Genomic DNA, 21,891 nt, shown 5'->3' with positions numbered 1-21,891 from the left:
TCACATGACGGAAGAGGTCTTCAGACGCGACGGTTATGCTTTTGAGTTCGAGGCCAAAGTTATATCTGTCAATGGGAATGAGATAGAACTCGATCTGACAGCCTTCTATCCGGGCGGCGGGGGGCAGGTATGCGATACCGGAACGATCATGGGTTTCGAGGTCACCGAGGTCTTCTACAAAGGAAATAAAATAATCCACAAGATCAAAAGCGGCGAACTGAAGGTGGGGGACACCGTGTGGTGCAGCGTCGACTGGGACCGGAGATACGATCTGATGATGGGGCATACCGGAGAACATCTATTGTTCTCTTCTCTCAGGAAGCAGGTCCCGGAACTTACGATCAACAAGATCTTCATATCGCCGGAAAGCAAGTATGTCATTGTCGACAGGGACATCAGCTGGGAAGACATCAACAAAGCTCTGATCTTCGCGAACCGAGCGATACGAGATAACCTTCTCGTTACCAAAACGATAATGGGCGCTGATGACCCAGAGCTTGAAAGAGTGAGGATCAAGAAAGAGAGGATCCCCGAGGGAGAGGATGTCTCGGTCGTCTCGATCGGCGATATCGACCTGTCGGCATGCAGCGGGCTCCATGTGATGGAGACCGGAGAGTTGGAAATGCTGTTCGTAGACAGAAAGGTCTCCGCCGGGAAGGACGGGGTTGCGATACATTTCAAGGTGGGGAACGAGGCAAAGGATTCTGCGATGTCTTTGGCTAACGTTTGTCTTCAATCCTCTGAGGCGGCGGACAGCAAACCGGAAGACCTCGTGCGTGCGGTGTCCAATCTGAAGAACGAGTCGGAGTCGCTGAGGAGATCCGCCGGTTCTTTCGTAAAGAAACAGATCATGAGCCTTCCTCCCACCAGCATCAACGGAACGGATGTCATCGGAGGCATATTCCCAGCTGTAGAGAGGTCCGTTCTCTCAGATGCAGCGGAAGCGTACAAGAGCTCGGGAAAAGTGTGCGTCATCGTCTCTGCGGGAAGCAGTGTGTCGGTGATACTTTCTTCCGGAACAAAGCGGGTGGATTGTAAAGACGTTTTGTCAAAAGTGCTTTCCGAGTTCGGTGGGAGAGGCGGGGGGACCACGGGTTTCGCTCAAGGCGGAGTTGCAGATGCCGCATTAGCGGAGAGCATATTCCAAAAGCTTATGGAAAGGATCGCATCATTACTTAATTAATAGAAACACTATGAGGGACCGATATGGCAGCAGGAATGAGAGGCGTCAACCCCCGTCAGATGCAGCAGGCAATGAAAAAGATGGGGATGAAACAGACCGACATCAAGAACGTCACCGAAGTGATAATCAGAACGAACAACAAAGAGATCGTCATCACCAATGCCGAGGTCACTTTGATAGAGATGCAGGGCAGCCGCAACTATCAGATCGCGGGAGATGAGATAACGCGCGAATTGGGTACGGCTTCCGCTCCTGCGACTGTTACGTTCCCGGCCGAAGATATAGAGCTTGTGATGTCCCAGACAGGCTGCGATAAAGAGAAGGCAGTAAAAGCGCTTGAGGATGCGAAAGGACAGCCTGCGGAAGCGATACTCAAGATAATGACGAGCTGATGATATGTGTTTAGCTGTACCCGGAAAAATAGTTAAGATCGACGGCGACACCGGAGATATCGACTTCGGCGGCGTGATCAGAAAGGCGAATATAACAATGGTCGAAGCAAAGATCGGGGACTGGGCAGTGGTGCATGCGGGCTTCGCCATAGAGATAATGGATGAGGAAGAGGCTCAAGAGACCCTTAAATTATGGAATGATGTCTTAGAACACGATCGCAGATCGGCAAACTGACGTAACTTTCCGTAACACCCTGCCACATGAGATAATTTAATATACTCGTTAGATATCGGAGGAATTGGTATGACGGTCAAAGCGGCGGGGTGACACCCGGTCCCATTTCGAACCCGGCAGTAAAGTCCGCCCGCGTATCTACCTGTACTGTATTGCGCAAGCATACGGGAACCTAGACACGCTGTCAACCACTTTCATTTTTTCGGCTGTTTTACTTTGATTCCCAGTTCCTTCCCTGTCTTTTTCAGTTCATTCAGCTTGTCTTTCTCAATCAGACCGAAAGAATAGCTATCAGAGTCGGTGCCGATGACGAAAATGGTCTTGTCGGTTCTGCTCTCTACTTCTTGATTCAGAACGGAGAGTATTTTCTCGGCAGTGCTGCGTTTGTGTTTACCGCCGTCGTCGCTCTCAAGCGAGATGCCGCTTATCTCTTTCAGTGCATATACGACATCAGAATACTCAGCCTTCCAATCGACCGTTGCCATGATCCCATCCTCTTCCATGACCGCAACCAAAAATAACAGATACATCTCCTTGGAGGGTTCGAGTATCTGATATTTCCTTAGCTCCTTTTCGTTCTTCTCGAAGTTGTCGGACGGAGAGTTTGCCATGTCGACGATCCTTTGCGCATTTACATTATTAGCGCCCAATTGAACGAGGAACCTCTCCATTGCCTGTTTATTAAGCTTCACGCCTTCTATCCTCGGCACCTTGGGCTTCTCTGGTTCTTTATAATCCTTCAAGAATTCAATGATGCTCAACAACGAACCGTGCATTTTTGCTACCACTGAACTATCGGTCACCTGCTTATGCAGATCGGCTGTCTGAAACCATTCGACGTTTGCGCCGCCTTTTACGGAGCGGATCTCCAGTTCGTCCCCTATCTTCGCTATGAAATAATACTGCGAAGGGAATGTGAAATCACCGATATCCCAGAAGACTATCGTTTTCGGGAGATAGAATTTCCCCTCACTGCTTGAATCATAATGCCGGGCCTGGTTGGAAATCAGTGTATACCTGAACCGTTTCTTACAGGAACTCCAGCACCCCGTATCTTAGGAGCGAAGAGGTGGGCATGCGTCTTGTGTGCAACGGCTGACCTGTATGCTTCGGAGACAAAGCGCAATTTGTCTTGCCCAGAGTTGCCGGGGAACTTTGAATGCATAGGGCGAGAGGGGCCGAGATCTCTGATAACTATTAAAACAACCTCCGCCATCATTCAGTGATGATACTGATCAAGCTGGGCGGAAGCGTTATCACCGATAAGACCCAGTATAGGACGTTCAATAAAGACACCATCAGCAGACTCTGCAAAGAGATCCGAGCTTCTGAGGCCGATACACTTATCGCCCATGGGGCAGGTTCTTTCGGGCATGTTCTCGCAAAAGAATTCTCCCTGCAGAACGGATTCAGCAGGCCCGAACAGATACCTGCGGTCGCAAGAGTGCAGTATGACGTGAGGGAGCTGAACCTTATGGTCATAAATGAACTGCTGAAAGCGGGGATACCCGCAATATCCATACCGCCGGGATCTTGTTTTATGATGGATAACGGAGAACTGATCCTGGAGAACCCCGAGGTATTGCTTTCCGCATCCAGAATGAAGATAATGCCGGTGATGTTCGGAGACGTGGTCTTTGACAGAACAAAGGGGTTCGGCATTTGTTCCGGCGACCAGATAATGGAGGTCCTTTGCAAACTTTATGATCCGAAAAAAGTTGTGTTCGTGTCAGACGTCGACGGACTTTTTGATAAAGACCCGAAGAAGAACCCTGACGCAAAGCTACTTAGAGAAGTGACCTCGGATATTCTTAAAAAAGTATCCGGAAAGAGCAGTGTCGACGATGTAACGGGCGGAGTGATGGCCAAGGCAGAATCCATGCTGAGAATGACCTCGCCCGGCCGGGACTGCATACTGGTCAACGGTTCCGTGCCCGGAAGGTTACAGTCACTATTAAAGGGGGAGAAAGTTATCTCCACCACAGCCAAAGGAGGACTGTGATGACCCCCATCAAAGAAAGGAAAGCAGACCACATCGATATCTGCCTGAATGAAAGGGTAGAGCCGGGGTACTGCTATTGGGATGATATAAAATTGATACACAACGCCCTCCCCGAGGTGAATGCCGATAAGATTGACATGTCCGCATATGTTCTGGGAAAGAAATTGAAATTCCCATTCATCGTCACAGCGATAACGGGAGGATTCCCGGGTGCAAAGAAGATCAATGAGAACATCGCCATCGCATGTTCCGAACTCGGGATAGGTATGGGTGTAGGGAGTGAAAGGGCCGGCATCGCCGGCATAGAACCGGACAGCTATTCCGTAATAAAAGAATACGATATTCCTCTGGTAATAGGAAATGTCGGGGCACCTCAACTGGTTCGCCAGCACAGCAAGGACATATTCTCCAAAGACGACATCGGTAAAGCAAAGGACCTCATAGATGCGGACGTTATGGCGGTACACCTTAACTTCCTGCAGGAAATTGTACAGCCGGAAGGCGACACGAACGCCGAGGGTTGCTTTAATGCTATAAGAGAGCTCGCAAAAGACTATCCGATAATCGTGAAAGAGACCGGTGCCGGGATATCGAAAGAGGTTGCGAACCGACTGAAAGGCACCGGGATCTTGGGGATGGATATCGCAGGCATGGGCGGGACCAGTTTCTCCGCCGTCGAATTGTACAGGGCGATGGCCGATGGGGACATCATCAGGACCAACATGGGAGAATCGTTCTTCGATTGGGGGATCCCGTCCCCCGTATCTTTGCTTGAGGCAAAAAACGGACTCCCGCTGATAGCTTCCGGGGGGATACTTGACGGGATACATGTTGCGTCTTCTATCGCAATGGGCGCATGTTGTGCGGGTGCCGCACATGCCGTCCTGAGAGAGGCTACCGAATCGCCGGAAGCGGTGACAGAGAAACTCACGCTCATAAGGGAAGAGCTCAGGGCGGCGATGCTGCTTACCGGATCGTCAAATGTCAAACAGCTTTCCAAGGCCAGGTACATAGTGCTCGGCGAGACGAAAAAATGGTTGGAAGGGCTACTATGGACGCAAAAGAATATCTGATCAAAACATCCAAACAGTTGGATGACCCGATAAGAAAGTACATCGGAGACGAGGAACCGGCCAATCTAATCGCCGCGTCGAGGCAATACCCCTATGCCGGCGGGAAAAGGATGCGTCCTGCGATGGTGCTTGCCGCCGCAGGTGCGGTAGGGGGGGATGTGTCCAAAGCTGTGCCGCTTGCCGTCGCCATCGAATACATACACAATTTCACACTTGTCCATGACGATCTCATGGACGGCGACGAACAGAGAAGGGGCATGACAACAATACATATCGCATACGACATGCCGACGGCGATCCTCGCAGGCGATGCGCTGTTCGCAAAAGCGTTCCAGATCATTTCGGAGCTTGATGTTCCGGATAAGAAGGTCAGAGAGATCCTGAAATACGTAACGACAGCTGTTTGGGACCTGGCGCGCGGACAGCAAATGGACGTCAATAACGAAAGGAAGATCGTCTCGGAAGAAGCTTACATCGAAACGATAAGGTTGAAAACAAGCGTCCTCTTCGCCGCCGCTGCAGCGGGAGGTGCGCTTGCGGGCGGAGCCGACAAAAAGACCGTTAAGGCTCTCCACGAATACGCAATGGCGCTGGGCCTGGGATTCCAGATATTCGATGACTATCTGGGTATTGCGGGTGACCCCTCAAAAACAGGAAAATCCGTCGGCAACGACATCCGTAAAGGAAAATGCACGGTGATGGTAACTCACGCCGTCAGGAACATCAAGGACGCAAAGGTGCTTGATGAATTCAAAGGCATCATCGGGAAGAGCGACGCCACGGAAGAAGAAGTATCAAGGGCCAGATCCATCATGGAGAATGCGGGAAGCATCGCCTACGGAAGACGAATGGCCAAAAAGAAGGTCGATGAGGCGATATCTAAGCTGAGCATCCTTCCTCCCAGCGAATACAAAGAATTCATGATCGCACTCGCAAAATATGCGATAGACAGGGACGTCTGATCATAGATCTTCGATGCCTGTCGCCGTTATCTTATAATTCGCAGACCTGCCCTCCGGCAGACTGCGGTGTTTTATTATTACCGCTGTCCTGACGCTGTTGAGCTTCTTATCTAACCGGAGTATTGTCTTGGCGTTGTGGCTCAACGCATGCCCCCCGATGAACTCGATGCCTCCCGTGGCGATGTTGGTGTAGACCTGCGACGTCAGCAGAACGGCCACATCGTTCCTCCTTGCCATCCCCATGAGGACCTCTATCTGCCTGACAAAGTCATTCCTTGTCTTTGTATCATCGTGGTTGATCCTGTAGAACATATTGATGGAATCCACTATCGCCAGAACGACCACTCCTTTATCTGCCAGGTTTGCGGTCTTATCCACCTTGTCCGACTGTTCCTCAAAACTGTGTACCTGTGATACCAAAAGGTCTTTCGCACTTTCCCCCTCAGTCCCGAATATTTGGTTTACGCGATCATATGATAACCCTTCGGAGTCGATGTATGCCACCTTCTGCCCGTTCCTTATCACATTGCGGGCGGCCTGCAAACATACGTTGGACTTGCCCGCTCCCGCCTCACCGTAGAGGAGTGTTATGCTGCCTTTCTCTATCCCTCCTCCGAGAAGGTTGTCGAACGCTACACATCCGGTGGGTATTCTGTTCACGTCAATGAAAAGTAAAAGGAATTGATAAAGTTGTTTAGATGCTCAGTGATCTTCCTTCTTCTCCGAATCCTTCTCTTTTATAGGTTTTACATCATCAAGATCGTAGGAGGCGTCGGTCTGATAGGTCTCTCCCTTTGCCGCATAATACGGAAGCGCCAGCAATGCCATGACCACATAGATCATTATCACAATGACAACGATCACAACTGTCACAACGACCGCGATCGCGGCCAGATTCCTCAAAAGGTCGAGGTTGAAAGCAAGGAACACTACGACCGCCACTATCACAACCGCCAGAAGCAACAGTGACAGCGCAGAGACCAGCGTACTTTTCTTTTCTATGTTCCCGGAGTTTGCCATCTCTGCCTCACTTGTTGGACGGAAGATACGGCACCAATGCAAATGCCAGATCCTGAAGCGTCATTGATTGGATTATTATCTTACCCGGGCCGGTTAGGGTCGTTACAAACAATCCTTCCCCTCCGAACAATGCCGTTTTTATTCCGCCTGCCGCCGCGATATCATATGTCACTGTGTCCTGCCATGCGACCGCTTTCGCCGTTGCCACTTTATACTGCTCTCCGGGCCTGAGGTCCACGATGTTGAAGTCGCCGCATGCGGCAACGAAAGCTATCCCTGTCCCGCTCAGTTCCTGAAGAATGAGGCCTTCTCCTCCGAAGAATATGCTGCCCAACTTCTTTTGGAATGCCATCTTCAGATCGACGGTCTCCTGCGACCCCAAGTATCCTGTCTTCTGAACTATCCACTTGCCTTTTCCTATATCGAGATCGACTATCTTCCCCGGAACCGATCCCCCGAGGCCCACTATGCCCGTGCCCCCTTTGGACCTGTACTGCACGAGGAACATGGATGCGCCCGACAACGACCTTCCAATCCCCTTCAGCAGGCCCCCTTCCAACTTGGCCTCCATGATCATATTGCCTGTCATGTATGCCATTCCTCCTGCGACGGATTGGAACAACTCATTCTCTTCCAACTGCACATTGACGAACTGCAGATTGTCTCCCGTGATGGTATATCTCATACGCAACAAATCGAAAAGGGGCTATTTATTTACATATGATATCCGATTGGCTCCCATATGACCGATCCGGTGTGCATTGCCAAAGGGGCGGAGGCGGAGGTGTTCGTCTCAAGCTTCTTGGGAAGAGCTTCGATAATCAAAAAAAGGTCTCCGAAACGGTATAGAGCGGGCGAGCTGGATTATCAACTGAGATCGTCCAGGACAAAGAACGAAGCAAGACTGATGAAAGAGGCCAGAAGGGCCGGTGTCAGGACCCCGATGATATACGACATCGATCTCGCAGAATGCTCCATCACCATGGAAGAGATCAAAGGCACCAAGGTCAAAGACAGGCTGGATTCCGACCCGGGGTCTGCGGCGGAGATATGTATTGCTATCGGTGCCGCGGTTGCGCGTCTCCACAATTCGGGAATATGCCACGGTGATCTCACAACTTCCAACATGATAATCACCGATGACGGAACGATATGCCTTATCGATCTCTCGATGGGGAAAACAAAGGCGGAACTTGAGGACATAGGAGTGGATGTGCGTCTTCTGGAGAGAGCCTTCACTTCTGCCCACCCCGATCTCTCTGAAGCATTCTCTGCGCTGATGGACTCATACCTATCTATAAAAAAGGACCCGAATTCTGTACTCCGGAAAGTAGAAGAGATAAAGAACAGAGGAAGATACACTTGAGGATCAACGTAATAACATCAAACCCCGGTAAAGTGAAGGAATACCAGCGTTCTTTCGATGTGCTCGGGATAGAGATGGTACATCTCAAGTTGCCATACGACGAGATCCAAACATCGGATCTGGAAGAGGTCGTCAGAAAAGGTATGGTCGAGATCAAATCAAAGGGAGTAAGGGATTTCATAATTGATGATACGGGTCTTTTCATAAATTGCCTTGGAGGTTTTCCCGGTGTCTGGTCGGCATTCGTTCAGAAGACCATAGGCAACGAGGGGATATTGAAGCTAATGACCGATGTTGAAGATCGAAAAGCAATGTTCAAGTGCTGCATCGGCTGCAACATCAAAGGCCGGGACATTGTGGTCACAGGAACATGCGGCGGCGAGATCCTGACTGAGGAAAGGGGAAAAGAAGGCTTCGGTTACGACCCGATATTCAGCCACGATGGAATGAGATCGTTCTCGGAGATATCGCTGGACGAGAAGAACGATGTCTCGCACAGAGGGAACGCCATAAAGATGTTAGTAAAAGAAATAGAAGACCTGTTAGGCAAATCTTAATATCTTTAGTATTATCAGCCGTTAGGGGCCTATGGGCTAGCTTGGTATACTTGTGGCTTTGGGAGCCATTGACTCCGGTTCAAATCCGGATAGGCCCACTAAATATCTCTTCGGTTTTGCTATCTGTTAATGCAATAGACCTCCCGACAAAATAACCAAAGAAGAACAAGGACGGGTGGGGCAGTCACGTTACCACAGGGGGGCTGTGAGCAGTTCGTGGCTGTCCCCATTTTTTCGCTATTTATATTTAACTTGCCTAAGCTCCCCCACCTATAGCAAGATAATATAATTATACAAATATTTAATAACTGTTGTCCAACGCATAACGTATGCTTTTGCCTGCTTCAGCCTTATCGCGATCGGCGATGGAACCATCTGTACTTTTCAGGGCAACGCGCTAGAACCTTTTAACTTATGTGTTTTGACAGATAATATTAACAAACATACCTAATATATCAACATCGTTTACTTCTAAGCCTGAAGAAAATAACCCTTCTGAACATATGGATCTGTATCTCACCCTGCCGCCGCTGCATCAGTATGGGGGGGGGGGACTTTGCAAATATTGAGTATGCCAGCATTCTAAAAAATATCATATCTAAAATATATTAAAAATACATCAAGTGGGTGTCAAATAAATATAATATTGATATCAAAAAGATATTGGATATAATATCCAATGGCAAAAGAGTTTTATAATATGTATACGTGATAAAAACTATGGATGTAAGACACGTTCAGATCACGGGGGGGTCTTCGTTTATGATTACTTTGCCTAAGGAGTGGGCGAATTCAGTAGGATTAAACAAGAATGATACAATAAATGTACAAGCACAACCAGATGGTACTTTGCTATTGTTTCCGAGAGGGGTGCAACCTCTTGCGCAAAAGCGTACGTCAAAGAGTATTGATGTCACCGATGTTACGGATCTAAAGTTTATCTATAGAGAACTTATCGGAGCATATATAGCCGGACATACGACCATCATGGTCAAGTCGGCGCAACCTATGTCAAAGGAATTAACGTCAGTTGTCTCTAGCTTTGTACAGACCGCAATGGGCTTAGAAATGATCGAAGCAGACGAGTCGCACATACTTATTGCGAACCTGATCGAACATGAAGCCATTGACATGAAGAAGATCGTAGAGAGAATGGGATCTCTGGTCAAAAACAATGTGAAGGATGTGTATCATGCTGTACAGACCGGCGATTATAGCAGGATCGGCAACATGGCTGTCAAGGATTCAGAGATTAACAGAATATACTGGCTTACACACAGGCAGTATAACATGTATCAAAAGAACCTGACCTCTTTGACAAAGGATGGGCCGTCGATGCTGAAATTCACCGGATGTCTTTTCCTGAGCAGAGTGCTTGAAGGAATAGGCGATCACGTTGTGAGTGTTTCCAAATTCATCTTAGGAATAAAAGGCGGCGGCAGTCCCATAAAGCTTGATCCCTTTGTAGCCGAGCTCGGAGAAAGGATCATAGCAAACCTCGATTTATCCATTAAGAGCTGGATCAATCTTGATATTGAGCTTGCCCATCAAGCGATCAAGGAGGCGGACGAGCTGGTCATAGATGCTGAAAGGTCCATGGTAGGTAATTTGAAAAGCAGCGAACGTTCCAGCTTGAATGCGGTGCTGGAATTATTTACGATTGTAGTAGCTGAATACTGCAAATATATCTCTGAATTCTCATTCAGCGCATCAATGGAATAAAAACAACTACGCAGTATGAACAATGTGGACATACTGCTTTTTTTATCCTTCTTTTTGACCGAATAAATTCATAGCGCTCTTTTCATACCGGAGACATATTTGTACAGTGCCGGTTTTGCTTTGGTCCCATGTTGTGCGATGATACGGACAATGGCACTCCCCACTATCACTCCGTCTGCGAACCTTGAGAACTCCTCGGCCTGTTCCGGTGTCGAAATGCCGAACCCGATCGCAACAGGGACCTTTGCATTTTCTTTTATCTTAGAAACAATGGCGGGAAGATCCGTCGTTATATCGCTGCGTACACCGGTGACCCCCATTGAGGACACCACATATACAAATCCCTCCGCGGCGGCCGCTATGTTTCGTATGCGACCCTCGCTTGATGTGGGAGCGACTAATGTGACAACCTCGATCCCGTGTTTCCTGGCAGGCCGCTTTGCTTCTGCCTGCTCTTCGAATGGCATGTCGGGGATTATTATCCCGCATATCCCTATCTCTGCGCATTTGGCAAAGAACCTGTCATAACCATAAACGAACACGGGGTTGGCGTAGGTCATGAACACCATTGGCACGTACATTTTATCTTTTATCGAAGCAACCATGTCGAATACTCCGTCCAGCCTCGTTCCAGCCTGCAGAGCGCGTACGCTGGCGGCCTGAATGACCTCGCCCTCGGCAATGGGATCCGAAAATGGTATGCCTATCTCTATCAGGTCGGCCCCTGCTTCCTGTGCGGTAAGTATGAGTTCGGCAGATGTCTTAAGGTCTGGGTCCCCTGCCATTAAGTACGCAATGAAGGCTTTCTTGTTCCTGAATGCTTCAGCGATCTTAATCATCGATATCTTCTCCTCTGTATCTGGCAATGGCCGCCACATCCTTATCTCCGCGGCCCGAGAGACAGATAACTATGCTCTTGCCTTTGCCAAGGTCCTTTGCGACCTTCACTGCGTAAGAGACGGCGTGCGCCGATTCTATTGCTGGGATTATGCCTTCCGTGCGCGTGAGAAGTTCGAATGCCTCTACAGCCTCGTCATCTGTGACGGGTACATATTCGGCCCGGCCCGTTTTGTGCAGATGCGCATGCTCCGGTCCTATTCCGGGATAATCCAATCCTGCGGAAATGGAATACACAGGCGCAATCTGTCCGAATTCATCCTGGCAGAACAGAGACTTCATGCCGTGGAATATCCCGGTTGAACCTGTGGCAATTGTCGCTGCCGTTCTGTCTGTATCTACTCCCCTGCCTGCGGCCTCGCATCCGATCAAACGAACGGAGCTGTCGCCGATGAAATCATAGAATGAACCTATTGCATTGGAACCGCCGCCTACACATGCTATCACCGCGTCCGGGAGGTGCCCTTCTGCCTCGAGAATCTGTTTGCGTATCTCCTTCCCGATCACACTCTGGAAGTCCCTGACCATCATTGGGAAGGGATGGGGGCCCATGACGGAACCGAGAACATAGTGGGTATCATATACACGCTTTGACCACTCGCGCATTGTCTCATTCACTGCGTCTTTAAGGGTCATTGTTCCAGACGTTACAGAATGTACCCTGGCCCCGAGCATACGCATCCTGTAAACATTCAGCGCCTGCCTTTCTGTATCCTCTTTCCCCATGAACACCTCGCACTCCATTCCCAGAAGCGCCGCTGCGGTAGCCGCTGCGACACCGTGCTGCCCGGCGCCGGTCTCCGCTATCAAACGAGTTTTGCCCATGCGCTTAGCCAGCAATGCCTGTCCGAGGACATTGTTGATCTTGTGCGATCCCGTGTGGTTCAGGTCTTCGCGCTTAAGGTATATCTTGGCCCCGCCCGCATATTCGGTCAGATTCTTGGCATAGTAAAGCAGAGACGGCCTGCCTGCATAGTTCTTCAGCAGGTCTGTGAGCTCTGTTTGGAATTCTATGTCGTTTTTGTAACGATAATAAGCCTCTTCCAGCTCATACAATGCGCCCATAAGCGTCTCGGGAATGTACATTCCGCCGAACTCGCCGAATCTTCCTTTTTCCATTTAATCCGCCTCTCTTACAAGCTTTACAAATTCTTTTATTTTTGCGGGATCCTTCACTCCGCCGGTCTCCACTCCGCCACTCACATCCATGCAGTATGGGGACAAAGTTCTTACCGCTTCCCAGACATTAGAGGAATTCAGTCCTCCGGCAAGAAAATATGGCATCGTGTCGAATCCTTTCAAAATATGCCAATCGAAGGTTTTCCCGGATCCTCCGCGCTGAGCGGAGAGGTTATCGAACAGAAGATAATCGGAGCCTTTTGGTATCGGTGGGATCGATCCTCCTATCGGGATGGACTTTATCACTCTGCACCCGCAATCCTCTTTCAATTGTTTGATATATTCTGAGTCCTCGTCACCGTGGAGTTGCACCATGTCGATCGTGCCGTTTTTGTATAGCTTCGATACTTTTTCCGCATCTTCGTTAACGAACACTCCCACTGCCTCGATGCGGCCGTCGAGTTTTCCTTTCAGGCTTTTTGCCTTCTTTTCATCTATTTGACGGCGGCTTTCCGCGAACACGAACCCGATATAATCCGGAAGTACGGAATTCGCCGCTTCGATGTCCTCCGGACGGCTGAGTCCGCATATCTTCACTTTGCTCATCGTCTCCCTCTCAGGGCATCCAATGCCGCTTTCTTATCCGACGACCTCATAAGCGCTTCACCGATCAGAACGGCATCGACGCCGTTCTTCCTTAGGACCTCTACGTCCTCTGCCGTGCGTATGCCGCTCTCTGAGACGAATATTATCTCATCTGGAGTGAGTTTTCTCAGTCTTATGCTGTTCTGAGTATCAACTTCGAACGTTTTGAGGTCCCTATTGTTAACCCCTATTATCCTTGCTCCGGCTTCGACGGCCGTTCTCAGTTCTTCCTCGTTATGGACCTCCACCAAAGATGATAGACCGAACTTGTCGGCCTCCTTGATGAATTCGGAGAGCTCTTCCCCCGAGAGAATTGAACATATCAGCAATATCGCATCCGCACCGAAGCGGAATGATTGTTCGATCTGGAATTTGTCGATGACGAAGTCCTTGCGGAGTATGGGTATGTCAACCGATTTCCTGATCTCCTTCAGATATTCGTCCGCCCCCCGAAAGAACTCCGGTTCCGTCAGAACGGATATTGCCGAGGCTCCCGCCCCCTCATATTCTTTTGCTATATCCAGATATGGGAAATCTTCTGCGATCACCCCCTTCGAAGGAGATGCTTTCTTCACCTCGCATATGAATGAGATGTCGGGACCGCGGAGGCTCTTTTCGAAAATAAAATGCTGCCTTTTGACCGAGTTTCCTGTAGGCATTCCCGCTGCCTTATCCCTCTCGACCCTCTTCTTTGTTGAAGCGACGATCCTGTCCAGAATGTTCATTTCCCTGCCTCGTTGGTGGCACGGACGAACTCTTCCAATTTGCGCATTGCGCTTCCGTTGTCAAGCAGTTCCTGCGCCAGCCGGACGCATTCTCTCATAGTGATGTTGTTCTTCCCCATGTATATGCAGCATGCCGCGTTCATAACAACTATGTCCCTCTTCGGCCCTTTTTCGCCGGAAAGGATGTTCCTTGCTATCTCCGCGTTCTCCGGCGGCCCACCGCCGACCAGGTCTTCAATCTTGCATCTGGTCAGTCCGAACTGTTCGGGCGTCACGAAATAACTGTTCAGCATCCCGTCCGATACTTCGCATATCGTCGATGTTTTGGTGAGAGTGATCTCATCCAGTCCGTCATGGCCGTGCACGACCATCGCGCGTTTAACGCCGAGGTTGCTCAGCACTCTCGCCAGCGGTTCAACGAGATTCTCGTCGTACACTCCGAGGAGCTGCATGTTCGCACCGGCGGGATTGGCCAGGGGCCCAAGGATGTTGAATATCGTTCGAACGCCCAATTCCTTGCGTACGTGTGCGACATGCTTCATCGCTGAATGGTAGACCTGAGACAGCATGAAACACATCCCCACTTTATTCAGGACGCGCTCGCTCTGCTCTGCGTTCAACGTAATGTTCGCACCCAGTGCCTCAAGCACATCTGCGCTTCCGCATTTACTGGAGACACTGCGGTTGCCATGCTTTGCGACCGGCACTCCCGCCGCAGCCACAACAAACGAGGATACTGTCGAGATATTGAAAGTGAACAGTTCGTCACCTCCCGTACCCACTATATCCAGCACATCTGTTTTCGGGTGCAGTTTCATGCTCTTTTCCCTCATTACTTCGGCACAGGCCGTGATCTCCTCGATCGTCTCTCCTTTAAGGCGCATTGCCGCAAGGAACGCTCCCATCTGAGCATCTGTTGCCTTTCCGTCCATTATCTGCAGCATCACTTCTTTTGTGTCATCGAGACTCAGGTGCTTGCCCGCGACAATATCATATATTGCACGCTCGATCATTGGAGACCGCCTCCGATCTTCAGGAAGTTCTCGATTATCTTCTCGCCGCCCTTGGTAAGTATCGACTCGGGATGGAACTGCAGCCCGAACACGTCGTAGCTGCGGTGTTTTACTCCCATTACTTCGCCGTCATCCGTCTCTGCTATAACCAACAATTCATCCGGGATAGTAGAACGATCAACCGCCAGCGAATGGTAACGACCGGCCTCGAGCATCGGCGGGAGGTGGCGGAATATCGGGTTCCCGTTCGCAATGTGGACCGCACATCTCTTACCATGAACAAGTTCCTTTGCATAGGTGACCACTGACCCGTATGCTTGGCAAATCGCCTGATGTCCCAGACATATCCCCAGTAACGGGACCTTCCGTTGGAATGCGAGGATCACTTCCTCACATATTCCTGCATCTTCCGGTCTTCCCGGGCCGGGAGAGATGATGATGTGTGACGGATCCATCTCCTCGATCTCCTTCACTGTGAACTTATCATTGAGTACCACTTTTATGTCCGCCGTGAACAATCCTGCAATCTGATAGAGATTGTATGTGAAACTGTCATAATTATCTATAATTAGTAACATCAGAGCCCTCCCGCATCATTCAGCGCTTTCATTACTGCGCGAGCTTTGTTCCGAGTCTCGGCATATTCCTTTTCTGGAACGCTGTCGGCCACGATCCCCGCTCCTGCCTGTACGAACACATTACCTTTCTTCAGCACGGCCATTCTGATGCCGATGCACATATCCATGTTCCCCGTGAAGTCAATGTATCCTATCGCGCCGCCGTAAATTCCGCGCCTCCTTCCCTCCGCTTCATCGATTATCTCACATGCGCGCTTCTTGGGCGCCCCAGAAAGCGTTCCTGCGGGAAGCGAGGCCATAAGCACATCAAGTGCGTCGACATCATCGCGGATCTCTCCTGTCACATGAGAGGATATATGACTAACATGCGAATATTTCTTGATGGCTCTATAATCGCGAACCTTTACCGTGCCGAATTTGCATACCTTCCCTATATCGTTACGAGCGAGATCTACAAGCATATCATGCTCCGCCAGCTCTTTTTCGTCTTTCAGAAGAGCTTCGATCAATGCTTTGTCCTCTTCTTCCGTCTTCCCGCGCGGGCATGTTCCTGCGAGCGGAAACGAACTGACCTCCCCATTCTGTAAAGATGCCAACGTTTCGGGGGAAGAGCATGCTATCTCGACATCATCCGCACGCATGTACACCATGTACGGCGACGGATTGATCGTTCTCAGCATCCTGTACGTGTTGATCAGGCTTCCCTTGAACGGTGCTTTGAACCTGTTGGAAACTACCGCCTGGAAAATATCTCCTTCAAAGATGTGAGATTTTATCTTCAATACCATCTCTTTGAAGTCCCCTTCCGTGAACATCGAGGTGAACTCACCGCATGAACAGTGTTCGTCTTGCGGTTTGGAGCCTGATAGGATCGTCCTTGCGAGATCGTTAAGATCCTGGAATCCTTTGGAGTAGCCGTTCTCTATGTCTTCCACCGGGATGTTCGCAATCACATACATCTTCTGTTTCAGGTGATCGAATGCTATTACCTTGTCGATCAGCATCAGGTGGAAGTCCCTGAACCCTTCTTCATTCTTGGACCTCAGTTTCAGACCGGGGATGCAGTTCTGCACAAAGTCGTATGAGAAATACCCCACGAATCCACCTGTAAACGGCGGAAGTCCAGGAACATTCGGGCTTTTGTATTTTCCGATCAGTTCTTTTACAACCTCTATCGGGTTGCGTTTCTCTTCCTTTGATTCGCGGCCGCTCTTTATTACGACAGTATTACCCGTGCCGTAGACGTTGATTATCGGGTTGTAGCCAAGGAAAGTATAACGTCCCCATCCTTCTCCGCCGTTTACACTCTCAAGTATGAAACAGGAACCCCCCAGACTCCGGATGTTCCTGATTATTTCGATTGGCGTTTTTTGGTCGGAGAATATCTCTAATGCCATAGGCACAAGCGTATAGCCTTGAGACAGTCTCTTCGCGTCTTCCAAAGATGGTTTTATCATTTGATACCTTCCTTTGATTGGACTATTGTAATCATCTATTTAATTATTAGTACATTGATGTATATTATTATACATTATAATAATTATTTATCATTAGAACAGACCTTTTTGTTTAGTATCTCCGGGATCACCTTTGCTTGTGTATGCTCTGTGTCCCTCCCGGCAAAAAGCAGGGTCGTTTCTTTCTATACTTTATCTTATCAACAAAATCATCTTAAGCGGGGTTGTTCGATAATTCTGTTCTGTACCTTTCTCCGAACTCCGAACGGGATATATTCCGACTGTGAAGATCTTTTCACGATCGTTCGTCGGCGCAATGTCCTTTCCCATATGTCAATACCGGCGTCCTCTTTCTTTATATCGCGCGGCTACAACCGATCAACACGCACGCGACAGCCATCTGTCGGATCCATATGTTCGTAAATTCGTTTCATTCGGATCATCATTGTTCGCAGGTTGCTTTTTCTACATCCGAAATGGGTTCGATGATTATGTCCCTTTCCGATCATCCCACGCTCCTACCGCTTCGGGATTGCATCGTTATTTTTGTATTGAGACCGCTTACTGTTCGATAAGATGAAGATCGATACCTCATACAAAGCAGATTGGACCGGCGGCAAGGATGCTGACATGACCGATCCTATCTTGCGCGATTATCACAAATTGCTTTGGAGCAAGCCGCTGCCTGACGGCAGGATGTTCGATCTCACAGTCAGCTCGGCACCGCCTTACAGGCTGTTCCATAGTTCGGAAATCGGTACTTTTTCACTTTCCAGCGATTCGATCGTCCACACATATTCCCGCCTGAAGAATGGGCATATGACGGAAGTGGTCGGTTCATTACCTAAGCATGATATAGATGCTTTCTACGATCTTGTCTGCACCATCGGAGCATATTTGGTGTTCCCATCGAACAAAATAGACAACAAAGCCACAATAAATGTAGAGCGCGGGTTCAACGGCCTCATAAAGGACCGTTTCGACTTTACACTTGAGTGTATAAGGCGCTGGTATATCGGAGAAAAAAATCCATTGCGGGATTGTTTTGACAGATATACCGATTTCTTCAGACTGTTCACTGACTTCCGCGGGTATGTGGAGTTCTTCCTTCTTGACGACATTGTCGACGAAGATGAAAATGTACGTTTTTGGCTCCCGTTCAGAGACTTCGGTTCGACGCCGCCGCTGCCTAACAGTGTGACCGAATACAAAGAATATATGAAAAACGCTTCTGATTTCACAAAAGCACGAAATAAAAGGATGGCTGCATGGGCGATGACCTTGCCCTGAGTGTTTGTTTCTCAAAGAAAAGTTTCAACGAGGCTGTAAAAAGCCTCGTTTAGATGGATCGGTCACATGTTTCGGGGCTGGTGCTGATCAGTCCTCTTCATCATCCTCTTCATCGTCTTCCTCGATGTCTATCTCAAAGTCATCGTCTTCCCATTCATCTTCTTCATCCTCAAGCACATCAAGGAATATATCCAGTGTTATCTCGCGCAACCAGAAGAACTCGTTCTTATCCATCGCTCCTTTTCCTTCCAGGATCTCGCCGAGTTTGATCTTGATATCTATTAGGCCTTTTCTGTTTATTTCAAGCTCTTTTCTGAGTATTTCGCGGCCGGCGGTACCCATGCCGTCTATCATCATGAGGATCTCTGTGGCTTTGATCTGTTCTTCGGTCGGTTCGATCTCTTTTACCTTTGTGTCCTTCTTTTTAGTCATTTTCACAACCTCTCTTTTTTTGCCCTTCTTTGAAAGGACATAGCATTCACATGTACTCATTCGGGACATTTAATCTGTCGTATAATTCACTCTATAATGCCTGTCATCATTGGATCGTTTTGCTGGCTACCGCTAAAAAAGGCGAACGGAGCATAATTCCATAAATGTATTAAAGCACATTACAATTGTTGTTTAGATAAATTCATGCGCTCATTTTTGTCTATGGTTTGCTATAATGATAACAAACGAATGTAAATTGAAAGCAGTAGATAATATCTCAATCAATAACGGCCATTGTGCCCTCAATTGCTTTTTATGTCTCGACCCTGCTGTAATTCTGTATTTACTTTGTAACTTTCATGTTGATTTGACTTTTGACTTGAATTTAACTTTTAGTTTTTTCTAATGATGACCTATCATTTAAAGTATTCAAAAAGTTAAAAAGTTAAACAAAAAAGAAATAAATAACCGATTTTTACAATCTCTTATTTTTGCAGATGAAAGTTATTGATCCAATACATTTAAGTGCTGGCTGTGAAAATAGGTGAGCCCGTCCAGATTTGAACTGGAGTCAACAGCACCCCAAGCTGCAAGGATACCAAGCTACCCCACGGGCCCATAAATTAGTTTGTTTTAAGAGGTTTATCCGAGAGGTGCTATCTCTCCGATGAGGTCTGCGTGGGATACGATCATCCTGCGGCAGCAGTATCTCTCGAACCCCAGGCTGTCCAGGACATCCTTGGGGTTCTCTCCCATTCCTACGCGTTTAACGTACTCGGGGTAGGCGCTTCCAACCACCTTTCCGCATGTGAAACATCTCACCGGTATTATCATGATATCACCTTAACGGTATGACTTCTGCTTCTTGGCACGAGCACCGTGTCCGAGGGGGTTTTTCGGAAGTTTCCTTCTTGTGTCGTTGATGATCAGTGTCCTGTCATACGCTCTGAACACTGCCTCAAGCTCCTCGTCCTTGTAGAAGTCTACGAGTCCTCTTGCGATAGCTGTTCTTGCTGCCGCCGCCTGACCCATGACCCCTCCGCCGTTGACCAATACAGATATATCCACTTTTTCAGCCTTCTCCGGCACGAGGCCGAGGGGCTCCAGGATCTTGAGCTTTGCAAGCTCGGGGCTGTATATCTCCAGCGGCGTCTTGTTGATCGTTACCTTTCCGGTACCTTCTTTGACGGTTGCCCTTGCGATAGCCGTCTTTCTTTTTCCGCTTGTGTTTACGTGCTCCATAGGATCATCTCACATTGGATCCCAGGAATTTTGAAACGGCTCCCAGGGTCGTATATTTGCCGGTGATCTCTCTGATCGCCTCTTCGGGCCTCAGTTTCTCGCATGACTCGAACTGTTTGGGAGTTCCGACGTAAACGTGGAGCCTCCTGTATGCTTCCCTTCCGGTTGTGTTCTGGAAGTGTATCATTCCTCTTACGCAGCGTTTGAAGAGCAGATCCGCTCTGCGGGGGTAGAATGGCCCCTTTCTCTTTGTGGTGTCTCCGTGGTCAACTTTCTGTTTGAAGTAAGCAAAGACCACATCTCTGTTCCCCGTTATGATTATCTGTTCAGCGTTGAGGACCACTACTTCCTCTCCTGCCAGGACCATCTCTGCGATGTTGCTTGCAAGCCTTCCGTAGACCAATCCTTTTGCATCAATGACTGTAACCATACATATCACCTCATGATCCTCACGCCGGAGCCTTTGGGGTTGTTCTCCATGAGCTCTCTTATTGTCATCGTCTCTCCTCCGGCAGCTTTGATACCTGCTGCTGCCGCATCCGAGAAATCGTATGCTGCCACTGTTAATTTTTTGGTTACGCTTCCTGCTGCGAGAACTTTTCCGGGGACAAGTATCGTCTCTCCGTCCTGTGCATACCTTTCCAGTTTGCTGAGGTTCGCTTCGGCCCAGTTCCTTTTCGGTTTTTCAAGCCTAAGCGCTATGTCTCGCCAGATAGCGGCCTCGTTCTCCCTTGTCTTTGCCTTAAGATCGAAGATCAAGGCAACGAGCTGGGGGTTTGTTTTGATTCCACTCATATTCTGACTCTCCCGACACGGGTAACCGTCGTATGAATAGGTTGTTTATAAAACTATCCTGAATTCCTTTTATCTTTTTTCCCTATTATGTGCGTACACATGTTTTAATACCTTCCTGCATTCCCATGTTATTATCGGTGATGCCATGATAAGATTCGGACCTGCCGGAATACCCCTGTCTTGTAAAGGACGAACATTGAAAGATGGGATCGAGGATGTACATAACCTCAGTCTGAACGCACTCGGCATCCAGATGGTGAGGGCGGGCGTTTACGGAAGGGTCCCCAATGAGGAAGAGATAGGCATCAGGATCATGGACATTGAAGAGGGATTCGTCGTTGAAGTGGACAGGGACGGCGAGATAATATCTGACCCGGAGGAGATCGTCGAAGAGGATGATGTCCTTATCTATATGCCGTCCGGAATAACCAACAGCTTCGGCGAACTCTACGGTATCGGAGAGATCGCAAAAAGATTGGATGTAAGTGTTTCACTGCATACTCCCTATTACATGGATCTGGGTATGAACACCGAGATCACCGAGTCGTGCATCGACAACATCAGAAGAGCGGCAACCATTGTTAATGCCCTAGACGGAGATATCGTGGTGACAGGCCTCGGTCTGTACACAGGAAAGATGTCCAGAGAAGAAACGGATGCGAACATCGAGGAAAATGTGGCAACCATTATGGAATGGTGGAAAGACAACAAGATCCGCCCTAAGCTCGGAGTGGAGATCACCGGCCACCAGTCCGCATACGGGTCATTGGATCAGATATTGGATCTATGCGATTCGATTGACGGCATTGTTCCGGTCATAAACTTCCCGCACCACCACTCAAGGACCAACGGTTCGCTTACAGAACCGGAGGATTTTATTGACCTGATTCAGCAGGTGGAGCCGTATTGTAAAAGCAGTATTCACGCCGCATTTGCAGGTGTTGAATACAGCGACGGAAATGAGAAGAGGCTCACCCCTATCAAGAAAGGGGATTTGAAATTCGAACCATTGGCGGAAGCACTCTGCACCCTCAATCCGGATGCGACGATAATATCGTCCTCCCCCTTGCTGGAACATGATGCGATGTATATGAGGATCATTAATGAAAGGGTACTGAGCAAAAGAGTGGCCAAAGCACTTAAAGAGAAGAAAAAGGCCGAACTGGCCGCAGCGGCAGAGGAATGA

At 48.9% G+C, this 21,891-nt stretch carries 27 protein-coding genes, 2 tRNA genes, 1 rRNA gene and 1 pseudogene; 14 read left to right on the top strand and 17 right to left on the bottom strand.

Translation table 11 applies throughout. The features are described from left to right. Positions 1-4 precede the first annotated feature (4 nt). From Mpt1_RS00345 to rrf, 4 genes are all read left to right on the top strand, one after another. On the top strand, positions 5-1,183 hold the full coding sequence (locus Mpt1_RS00345; RefSeq protein WP_048111215.1) for an alanine--tRNA ligase-related protein: 1,179 nt from the start codon (positions 5-7) through the stop codon (positions 1,181-1,183). A 23-nt stretch (positions 1,184-1,206) separates the two neighbouring features. Continuing rightward, positions 1,207-1,575, top strand: a complete 369-nt coding sequence (locus Mpt1_RS00340) for a nascent polypeptide-associated complex protein (protein WP_048111213.1) — start codon at positions 1,207-1,209, stop codon at positions 1,573-1,575. 4 nt (positions 1,576-1,579) lie between these two features. After that, on the top strand, positions 1,580-1,810 hold the full coding sequence (locus tag Mpt1_RS00335) for a HypC/HybG/HupF family hydrogenase formation chaperone (RefSeq protein WP_048111211.1): 231 nt from the start codon (positions 1,580-1,582) through the stop codon (positions 1,808-1,810). 68 nt (positions 1,811-1,878) lie between these two features. Next, positions 1,879-2,000 (top strand): 5S ribosomal RNA (gene rrf / locus Mpt1_RS00330). 4 nt (positions 2,001-2,004) lie between these two features. On the opposite strand, the gene Mpt1_RS00325 is transcribed toward rrf, so the two are convergent. Continuing rightward, a complete protein-coding gene (locus Mpt1_RS00325) occupies positions 2,005-2,598 on the bottom strand; it encodes a DUF6630 family protein (protein WP_148305777.1) in 594 nt (197 codons plus the stop codon). 437 nt (positions 2,599-3,035) lie between these two features. Between Mpt1_RS00325 and Mpt1_RS00320 the strand changes: the two genes are divergently transcribed. Genes Mpt1_RS00320 through Mpt1_RS00310 form a run of 3 tightly spaced genes read left to right on the top strand, consistent with a single transcriptional unit; the run spans position 3,036 to position 5,847 of the window. Beyond that, positions 3,036-3,812, top strand: coding sequence for an isopentenyl phosphate kinase (locus Mpt1_RS00320; RefSeq protein WP_048111207.1), 777 nt, complete (start codon positions 3,036-3,038; stop codon positions 3,810-3,812). Beyond that, complete coding sequence (fni, locus tag Mpt1_RS00315; RefSeq protein ID WP_048111205.1) at positions 3,812-4,885, top strand: type 2 isopentenyl-diphosphate Delta-isomerase; 1,074 nt, start codon at positions 3,812-3,814, stop codon at positions 4,883-4,885. Before Mpt1_RS00320 ends, fni begins: the two co-directional genes overlap by 1 nt. Next, positions 4,864-5,847: a polyprenyl synthetase family protein gene (locus tag Mpt1_RS00310; RefSeq protein ID WP_048113533.1), complete on the top strand. Its 984-nt coding sequence runs from the start codon at positions 4,864-4,866 to the stop codon at positions 5,845-5,847. The genes fni and Mpt1_RS00310 overlap by 22 nt, the downstream gene beginning before the upstream one ends. Here Mpt1_RS00310 and radB read toward each other — a convergent pair whose 3' ends face one another. Genes radB through Mpt1_RS00295 form a run of 3 tightly spaced genes read right to left on the bottom strand, consistent with a single transcriptional unit; the run spans position 5,848 to position 7,552 of the window. Beyond that, positions 5,848-6,507 (bottom strand): DNA repair and recombination protein RadB, encoded by a 660-nt coding sequence (radB, locus tag Mpt1_RS00305; RefSeq protein ID WP_048111203.1) that lies wholly within the window; start codon positions 6,505-6,507, stop codon positions 5,848-5,850. It abuts the gene before it with no gap. Positions 6,508-6,549: 42 nt separating this feature from the next. Continuing rightward, positions 6,550-6,867: a hypothetical protein gene (locus tag Mpt1_RS00300; protein ID WP_048111201.1), complete on the bottom strand. Its 318-nt coding sequence runs from the start codon at positions 6,865-6,867 to the stop codon at positions 6,550-6,552. A 7-nt stretch (positions 6,868-6,874) separates the two neighbouring features. Beyond that, entirely contained in the window at positions 6,875-7,552 is a 678-nt protein-coding gene (locus tag Mpt1_RS00295) for a TIGR00266 family protein (RefSeq protein ID WP_048111199.1), read from the bottom strand. 57 nt (positions 7,553-7,609) lie between these two features. Here Mpt1_RS00295 and Mpt1_RS00290 point away from each other — a divergent pair, with 57 nt between their 5' ends. From Mpt1_RS00290 to Mpt1_RS00275, 5 genes and pseudogenes are all read left to right on the top strand, one after another. Further along, positions 7,610-8,233, top strand: coding sequence for a KEOPS complex kinase/ATPase Bud32 (locus Mpt1_RS00290; protein WP_048111197.1), 624 nt, complete (start codon positions 7,610-7,612; stop codon positions 8,231-8,233). Continuing rightward, positions 8,230-8,790, top strand: a complete 561-nt coding sequence (gene rdgB / locus Mpt1_RS00285) for an RdgB/HAM1 family non-canonical purine NTP pyrophosphatase (RefSeq protein ID WP_048111195.1) — start codon at positions 8,230-8,232, stop codon at positions 8,788-8,790. The genes Mpt1_RS00290 and rdgB overlap by 4 nt, the downstream gene beginning before the upstream one ends. Positions 8,791-8,815: 25 nt before the next feature. Beyond that, positions 8,816-8,888 (top strand) — tRNA-Pro (locus Mpt1_RS00280). A gap of 622 nt (positions 8,889-9,510) precedes the next feature. Further along, positions 9,511-9,645: pseudogene (locus tag Mpt1_RS07875) on the top strand (AbrB/MazE/SpoVT family DNA-binding domain-containing protein); the annotation flags it as partial. Positions 9,646-9,846: 201 nt separating this feature from the next. Continuing rightward, the gene (locus tag Mpt1_RS00275) at positions 9,847-10,512 is read left to right on the top strand and encodes a PhoU domain-containing protein (protein WP_048111193.1); all 666 of its coding nucleotides are present in this window, start codon (positions 9,847-9,849) and stop codon (positions 10,510-10,512) included. Positions 10,513-10,580: 68 nt separating this feature from the next. On the opposite strand, the gene trpA is transcribed toward Mpt1_RS00275, so the two are convergent. From trpA to Mpt1_RS00240, 7 genes are read right to left on the bottom strand one after another with little or no spacing between them, the layout of a single operon-like run. Next, a complete protein-coding gene (gene trpA, locus Mpt1_RS00270) occupies positions 10,581-11,351 on the bottom strand; it encodes a tryptophan synthase subunit alpha (protein WP_048111191.1) in 771 nt (256 codons plus the stop codon). Further along, positions 11,344-12,528: a tryptophan synthase subunit beta gene (gene trpB / locus Mpt1_RS00265; RefSeq protein ID WP_048111190.1), complete on the bottom strand. Its 1,185-nt coding sequence runs from the start codon at positions 12,526-12,528 to the stop codon at positions 11,344-11,346. The genes trpA and trpB overlap by 8 nt, the downstream gene beginning before the upstream one ends. Further along, positions 12,529-13,134: a phosphoribosylanthranilate isomerase gene (locus Mpt1_RS00260; protein ID WP_048111188.1), complete on the bottom strand. Its 606-nt coding sequence runs from the start codon at positions 13,132-13,134 to the stop codon at positions 12,529-12,531. After that, positions 13,131-13,898: an indole-3-glycerol phosphate synthase TrpC gene (gene trpC / locus Mpt1_RS00255; RefSeq protein ID WP_048111186.1), complete on the bottom strand. Its 768-nt coding sequence runs from the start codon at positions 13,896-13,898 to the stop codon at positions 13,131-13,133. The genes Mpt1_RS00260 and trpC overlap by 4 nt, the downstream gene beginning before the upstream one ends. Next, the gene (gene trpD, locus Mpt1_RS00250) at positions 13,895-14,911 is read right to left on the bottom strand and encodes an anthranilate phosphoribosyltransferase (RefSeq protein ID WP_048111184.1); all 1,017 of its coding nucleotides are present in this window, start codon (positions 14,909-14,911) and stop codon (positions 13,895-13,897) included. Before trpD ends, trpC begins: the two co-directional genes overlap by 4 nt. Beyond that, entirely contained in the window at positions 14,908-15,489 is a 582-nt protein-coding gene (locus Mpt1_RS00245; RefSeq protein ID WP_048111182.1) for an anthranilate synthase component II, read from the bottom strand. Before Mpt1_RS00245 ends, trpD begins: the two co-directional genes overlap by 4 nt. Further along, positions 15,489-16,946 carry an anthranilate synthase component I family protein gene (locus Mpt1_RS00240; protein ID WP_048111180.1) on the bottom strand — a complete coding sequence of 486 codons (1,458 nt, stop codon included), beginning with the start codon at positions 16,944-16,946 and terminating at the stop codon, positions 15,489-15,491. Before Mpt1_RS00240 ends, Mpt1_RS00245 begins: the two co-directional genes overlap by 1 nt. A 576-nt stretch (positions 16,947-17,522) precedes the next feature. On the opposite strand from Mpt1_RS00240, the gene Mpt1_RS00235 reads away from it, so the two are divergent. After that, the gene (locus tag Mpt1_RS00235) at positions 17,523-18,236 is read left to right on the top strand and encodes a DUF6994 family protein (RefSeq protein ID WP_048111177.1); all 714 of its coding nucleotides are present in this window, start codon (positions 17,523-17,525) and stop codon (positions 18,234-18,236) included. 87 nt (positions 18,237-18,323) lie between these two features. On the opposite strand, the gene Mpt1_RS07640 is transcribed toward Mpt1_RS00235, so the two are convergent. The 6 genes from Mpt1_RS07640 to Mpt1_RS00205 form a co-directional block, all read right to left on the bottom strand. After that, positions 18,324-18,728: a hypothetical protein gene (locus Mpt1_RS07640; protein WP_048111170.1), complete on the bottom strand. Its 405-nt coding sequence runs from the start codon at positions 18,726-18,728 to the stop codon at positions 18,324-18,326. 485 nt (positions 18,729-19,213) lie between these two features. Beyond that, positions 19,214-19,286 (bottom strand) — tRNA-Pro (locus Mpt1_RS00225). Between the two features lie 24 nt (positions 19,287-19,310). Continuing rightward, entirely contained in the window at positions 19,311-19,502 is a 192-nt protein-coding gene (locus Mpt1_RS00220; RefSeq protein WP_048111168.1) for a DNA-directed RNA polymerase subunit N, read from the bottom strand. 9 nt (positions 19,503-19,511) lie between these two features. Continuing rightward, on the bottom strand, positions 19,512-19,910 hold the full coding sequence (locus Mpt1_RS00215) for a 30S ribosomal protein S9 (RefSeq protein WP_048111166.1): 399 nt from the start codon (positions 19,908-19,910) through the stop codon (positions 19,512-19,514). 4 nt (positions 19,911-19,914) lie between these two features. Further along, positions 19,915-20,340, bottom strand: coding sequence for a 50S ribosomal protein L13 (locus Mpt1_RS00210; protein ID WP_048113531.1), 426 nt, complete (start codon positions 20,338-20,340; stop codon positions 19,915-19,917). A gap of 5 nt (positions 20,341-20,345) precedes the next feature. Next, positions 20,346-20,705, bottom strand: a complete 360-nt coding sequence (locus Mpt1_RS00205) for a 50S ribosomal protein L18e (RefSeq protein ID WP_048111165.1) — start codon at positions 20,703-20,705, stop codon at positions 20,346-20,348. A gap of 145 nt (positions 20,706-20,850) precedes the next feature. On the opposite strand from Mpt1_RS00205, the gene Mpt1_RS00200 reads away from it, so the two are divergent. Further along, on the top strand, positions 20,851-21,891 hold the full coding sequence (locus Mpt1_RS00200; protein ID WP_048111163.1) for a TIM barrel protein: 1,041 nt from the start codon (positions 20,851-20,853) through the stop codon (positions 21,889-21,891).

The organism is Candidatus Methanoplasma termitum (assembly GCF_000800805.1).
Classification (GTDB): Archaea; Thermoplasmatota; Thermoplasmata; order Methanomassiliicoccales; family Methanomethylophilaceae; genus Methanoplasma; species Methanoplasma termitum.
Note: the sequence above shows the minus strand (reverse complement) of the source record. Positions and strands in the feature narration are given on the sequence as shown.